We start from the raw sequence: 4,835 nt of genomic DNA on the forward strand, positions 1-4,835 counted from the left end.
TTTCAGTTCTGCGGATGGATTCGCTGGCGCGCTTACCGCTGTGGTGGTTGCTGCCGGGGTGCTTACAGGCGCTGGCTGTGCCGCAGGCTGTTCACCGGTCAGATCGCTAACCGAGGCTTGTGCCGGGCTGGCAACGCCATCCACGGTTTGCGGCTGAGGTTGTTCAGCTACGTCTGCGGCAGGTGCGGCAGCTACCTGAGCCGCCACTGGCTGAGTGCCGATATTTTTCGCCGCTTCAAAGCCTTGCTGAATAGTGCGACCAAATACCGCTGCCTGGCCATTCAGCGGCAACAGCAGGGCGATTTTGTTGGTCGAGGCTGGTTTAAACGCTTTTACGTTAACCAACTGCGTTGGCAGCATTTTCGCGCCCGGATTGTTCGGATAACGTTTCTGCCAGTCGGCGATCCCGGCTTTCATCATGTCGGGATCGTTACGGTTATCAAACCAGACGCGCTGCAGATCCAGCCAGCCCTGCAGGACATTTTCATCAGCGTTGATCACCAGCGCGTTGGCCTGATCCGGGTTCATGGCAGAGAGCGCCTGCCAGGTGGCATCGATATTTTTCTGTTTATCGGCCCCGGCAAGCAGCGGCTCCTGAGCGATCAGGGCACGCAGCAAGGTCAGGGAAGGACGCCCTTGTTCCGCGGCAATGCCAACCTGCCAGAAACGGGCCTGCTGGTTTTTATCCAGCGCGCTGATGTCGATATCCGCGAGGATCTTTTTCGCTCCAGCAGCATCGTTCTGTGCAACCTTCAGCTCGGCGGCCAGCAGCGACTGCTCGCGGCGCTGGCTGTCGCTTAAGGTTTGCGGCAGTTGGTTAAACAGTTCGGCGGCCCGCTGGGTTTTACCTTCTTTCAGCAGTGCACGAATGGCGAGTAATTGCCAGTTGATCCGGGTATCATTTGAGCTCTGCTCCATCTGGTGCAGGTAGAAGCCGGAATCAGCCTGCGCTGTACCCTCCATGTGGGCAGCACTCTGATCGGGCGCCTGCGTACCGCAGCCAGCAAAGATAAGGGCTGCCAGCACCAGCGGAAGGCTGCGCGTGACTTTCTTACGAAGAAACGTTAAGGGTACCATACTGTATCCAGTGATATTTTTTACGCAATGCTCAATATTAAATCGGCAATACGGATGAAACAATGAAACAACACGAAACGGCAGATAATTCTCAGGGTCAGCTCTATATTGTACCTACTCCTATCGGGAATTTGTCTGATATTACCCACCGTGCGCTGACCGTATTGCAAGACGTTGATCTTATTGCGGCTGAAGACACCCGCCACACCGGCCTGTTGCTGCAACATTTCGCGATTAACGCCCGAATGTTTGCCCTGCACGATCACAATGAGCAACAAAAAGCCGATACCCTGGTGGCCAAGCTGAAAGAGGGGCAGAACATCGCGCTGGTCTCTGACGCCGGGACGCCGCTTATCAACGACCCTGGCTACCATCTGGTGCGCACCTGCCGCGAAGCGGGCATCCGGGTGGTGCCATTGCCAGGACCGTGCGCCGCCATCGCTGCATTAAGCGCCGCGGGCCTGCCGTCAGACCGTTTCTGCTACGAGGGCTTCCTGCCCGCTAAATCGAAAGGCCGTCGTGATGTGCTCAAGGACCTTGAAGCTGAACCGCGCACGCTGATTTTCTATGAATCCACCCACCGCCTGCTGGAGAGCCTGGAGGATATGGTGGCCGTCTGGGGGGAGGCGCGCTATGTGGTGCTGGCGCGTGAGCTGACCAAAACCTGGGAAACCATTCACGGCCTGCCGGTCGGCGAGTTGCTGGCCTGGGTGAAAGCGGATGACAACCGTCGCAAGGGTGAGATGGTGCTGATTGTCGAAGGGCATAAAGCGACAGAGGATGCTCTCCCTGCCGACGCGCTGCGTACCCTCGCACTTCTGCAGGCCGAACTGCCGCTCAAGAAAGCGGCAGCGCTGGCGGCAGAAATCCACGGCGTGAAAAAGAACGCGCTGTATAAGTATGCCCTGGAGCAGCAGGGGGAATAACGCAGTACGCTGAGTTAAACCTTCTGACAGGGCGCGACATGTCGGAATAAAAAGCGCGCCTGGCAGGTCATGCGATAACCTGCCAGCGCATATTCAGACAATAATCACGTCGGCGTCACTCTTGCCCAGTAACTCTCTGTCGCGTTGGCCGATCCCCTCATCCGTAATCACGCAGTTAATCTTCTCCATCGGCAACACCTGATTAAAGCCGCGGCGGTTGAACTTGCTCGCATCCAGCACGGCAATCACTTTATGCGCCGCCGCCGCCATCACGCTGCTGATGGAATAGCCTTCGTTAAAGGTGGTGATGCCGTTGGTGGTATCGATGCCGTCGGCGCCGACAAACATTAAATCGGCGCTGATGCCGGCCAATGACCGCTCGGCAATGGTGCCGTGCATCGAGTGAGTCTTATGGCGCACGGTGCCGCCGCACACCACCAGGGTGATGTCTTTGTTGTCGGACAGCGTAAAAGCTGCGGGCAGGCTGTTGGTGATCACCGTGATATTGGCTTTTTTCGCCAGCCCTTCTGCAATCAGCATGGTGGTGCTGCCGCTGTCGAGGATCACCGTCATCCCCTCTTCAATCATTGCCACTGCCGCGAGGGCGATGCGCTTTTTCGGGTCGCTGGCGAGGCTGTAGCGATCTTCCAGCATCACTTCCTGGCTTTCGCTTTCCGCAAGGTTGCTGCCAGGTCGGGCCGCGCCACCGTGAAAGCGCGTCACCAGCCCTTTCTCTTCCAGCAGACGCAGGTCGGCACGGATGGTGACTTCGGAGATGCCAAAAGAATTCGAAAGGTCGAGCACCAGCACGCTGCCGTTGGCATTCACCAGATCGACGATTTTGTTCCTTCGCTCAAATGAGTTCATTTTGATTTGCCTGATAATTAACTTACTCCAGTTTAATCGAAGGGATGCGAAAGGTGAACGCTAGCGTTCGAAAGTAAATGTGAGCCAGCTCCGGTTGCTGGCTCGTGGACTCAGCCCAGGCGCAGCAGGATTTTGCCCTGCATCGGGGATCCATTCAGGGATTGGATGGCATGAGCGAAACTTTCGCTGTCGCCGATATGGGCAATCAGCGGTGCCAGCTGCAGTTTTTTCTCGGTAAGCAGCCGCGCCGCCGTCTCCCACTCAACGCCTGGCCATGGGGCGGAGTAGTTCATCCAACTGCCGAGCAGGGTCAGCTCTTTACGCAGGATCTGCCCGAACGTTCCGGCCGATAACGTCAGGTCATGGTGCAGGGTGCCCACCAGCGCCACCTGTGCGCGCGGGCCAGCGATATCAATCGCCAGCGAGACGGTTTGCGGTGTCCCGGCGGTTTCCAGAATCAGCTGCTCGAAGCGATTTTCCTGTAGCCCGGCGTGGATCTCAGCGGCACTCAGCGTTTTGCTGTTGAACACCTGGGTCGCGCCAAGCGAGGAGGCGAGGGCCAGCTTGTCCTCGTTAATGTCGATAGCCGTCACGCTGCGCGCGCCCAGGGCCTGCGCGCACTGCATCGCCAGCAGGCCAATGGTGCCCGCACCGACAATCACCACGTTTTTACCCTCACAGCCCTGCGCCAGATGGAACGCGTGCAGACCGACGGTGATCGGTTCGATAAAAGCACCGTCCTCAATGGACATATCGGCAGGCAGGCGGTACAGGTTGGCGCGCTTCACCACGATAAACTCCGCGTTTCCCCCCTCGCTGCGCGAGCCGACAAACTGATACTGCTTACACAGCGAGAAGTAGCCTTTTTCACACTGCGGGCAGGAAAAACAGGGCAGCAGCGGTACGCAGGCGACCGCGTCTCCCGGCGTCAGATCGTCAACCTGAGAGCCGGTTGCTTCAACGTAGCCGCTAAATTCGTGTCCGAGGGTGATGGGGTAATAGTGGGCCCCTTTGGCGAAAATACGCGGGATGTCAGATCCGCACAGTCCGGAGCAGACAATGCGCACCAGCACATCATCTGCGTCCTGAATCTGAGGCACAGGACGTTCTTCAACGCGCACGCTGCCCTCAGCGTGAATTACCACTGATTTCATATTCACTCCAGAAAAAAGAGGGGAGCATCGCTCCCCGGGTATCAAGATACGGTCTGGCTTTGCTGGCGGGTGGCCTGTTTTTCTGCCGCGACAAAGCTGCGGGCCCGACGCCAGGCGAGCAGTACGCCCGTGAGATAGATGACGGCGATGACGATAAAGCCGACCACGTTTTGCCAGGTGAAGAGCTGGATCAGCAGCCAGGTGACCGGCGAGCCCCCCTGATCCATCGAGGCCACCAGGCCACCCGCTTTCAGCGCGCCGGCGTTTTGCGCCAGCTGCGTGTGCAGGCCGATGGTCTGGGTGGCGATCCACAGGGTGATGCTCATGATGATGACGCCGGAGATCAGCGTGCGGAACAGATTGCCCTGATGCACAGCCACAGCCATTGCCACGAAGAAGCCGATGGTGGCCAGGTCGCCAAACGGCAGGACCTGGTTGCCCGGCACCAGCACCGCAATCAGGATGGTGAGCGGGATAAAGATCAAGCTGGCGGAGACCACCGCGGTGTGGCCCAGCAGCAGCGCCGGATCGAGACCGATGAGAAACTCCTGGCCGCCAAATTTTGCCTGCAGGCGCTTGCGGGCATGTTTAGCGATCGGGTTCAGACCGTCCATGATCGGTTTAATCACCCTTGGCATCAGCAGCATCACCGCCGCCGTTTTCACTGCCAGCTGCAGCACGCCTTTCGCGTCGTAACCGGCCAGCAGACCGATCGCCAGCCCCATCACAAACCCGACGGTGACCGGCTCGCCAAAGGGTCCGAAGCGTTTCTGCACGTCGTCGGCATTAAAATGGATGCGGTTAAGCCCAG

Annotated in this window: 5 protein-coding genes; 1 reads left to right on the forward strand and 4 read right to left on the reverse strand. The window is 58.4% G+C overall.

The genetic code is table 11. The features are described 5' to 3' along the window. Nucleotides 1-1,077, reverse strand: a 1,077-nt coding sequence (locus ACRDD5_RS15970) for a penicillin-binding protein activator (RefSeq protein WP_438677315.1), incomplete at its 3' end; no start/stop codon positions are given. Nucleotides 1,078-1,139: 62 nt separating this feature from the next. Between ACRDD5_RS15970 and rsmI the strand changes: the two genes are divergently transcribed. Then, complete coding sequence (rsmI, locus tag ACRDD5_RS15975; RefSeq protein WP_271284399.1) at nt 1,140-2,003, forward strand: 16S rRNA (cytidine(1402)-2'-O)-methyltransferase; 864 nt, start codon at nt 1,140-1,142, stop codon at nt 2,001-2,003. A gap of 93 nt (nt 2,004-2,096) precedes the next feature. Here rsmI and ACRDD5_RS15980 read toward each other — a convergent pair whose 3' ends face one another. The 3 genes from ACRDD5_RS15980 to ACRDD5_RS15990 all read right to left on the reverse strand — a co-directional run. Next, a complete protein-coding gene (locus ACRDD5_RS15980) occupies nt 2,097-2,870 on the reverse strand; it encodes a DeoR/GlpR family DNA-binding transcription regulator (RefSeq protein WP_271284400.1) in 774 nt (257 codons plus the stop codon). 110 nt (nt 2,871-2,980) lie between these two features. Beyond that, nucleotides 2,981-4,024: a galactitol-1-phosphate 5-dehydrogenase gene (gatD, locus tag ACRDD5_RS15985; RefSeq protein WP_438677316.1), complete on the reverse strand. Its 1,044-nt coding sequence runs from the start codon at nt 4,022-4,024 to the stop codon at nt 2,981-2,983. 41 nt (nt 4,025-4,065) lie between these two features. After that, nucleotides 4,066-4,835 (reverse strand): PTS transporter subunit IIC (locus ACRDD5_RS15990; RefSeq protein ID WP_438677317.1); only part of this gene is annotated, 770 nt, incomplete at its 5' end.

The organism is Silvania sp., assembly GCF_051656365.1.
Taxonomy (GTDB): Bacteria; Pseudomonadota; Gammaproteobacteria; order Enterobacterales; family Enterobacteriaceae; genus Enterobacter; species Enterobacter hatchlandensis.

Coding starts and splice junctions, on each gene's coding strand:
- ACRDD5_RS15980 (WP_271284400.1), bottom strand. CDS start 2,870: ATGAACTCATTTGAGCGAAGGAACAAAATCGTCGATCTGGTGAATGCC.
- rsmI (WP_271284399.1), top strand. CDS start 1,140: ATGAAACAACACGAAACGGCAGATAATTCTCAGGGTCAGCTCTATATT.
- gatD (WP_438677316.1), bottom strand. CDS start 4,024: ATGAAATCAGTGGTAATTCACGCTGAGGGCAGCGTGCGCGTTGAAGAA.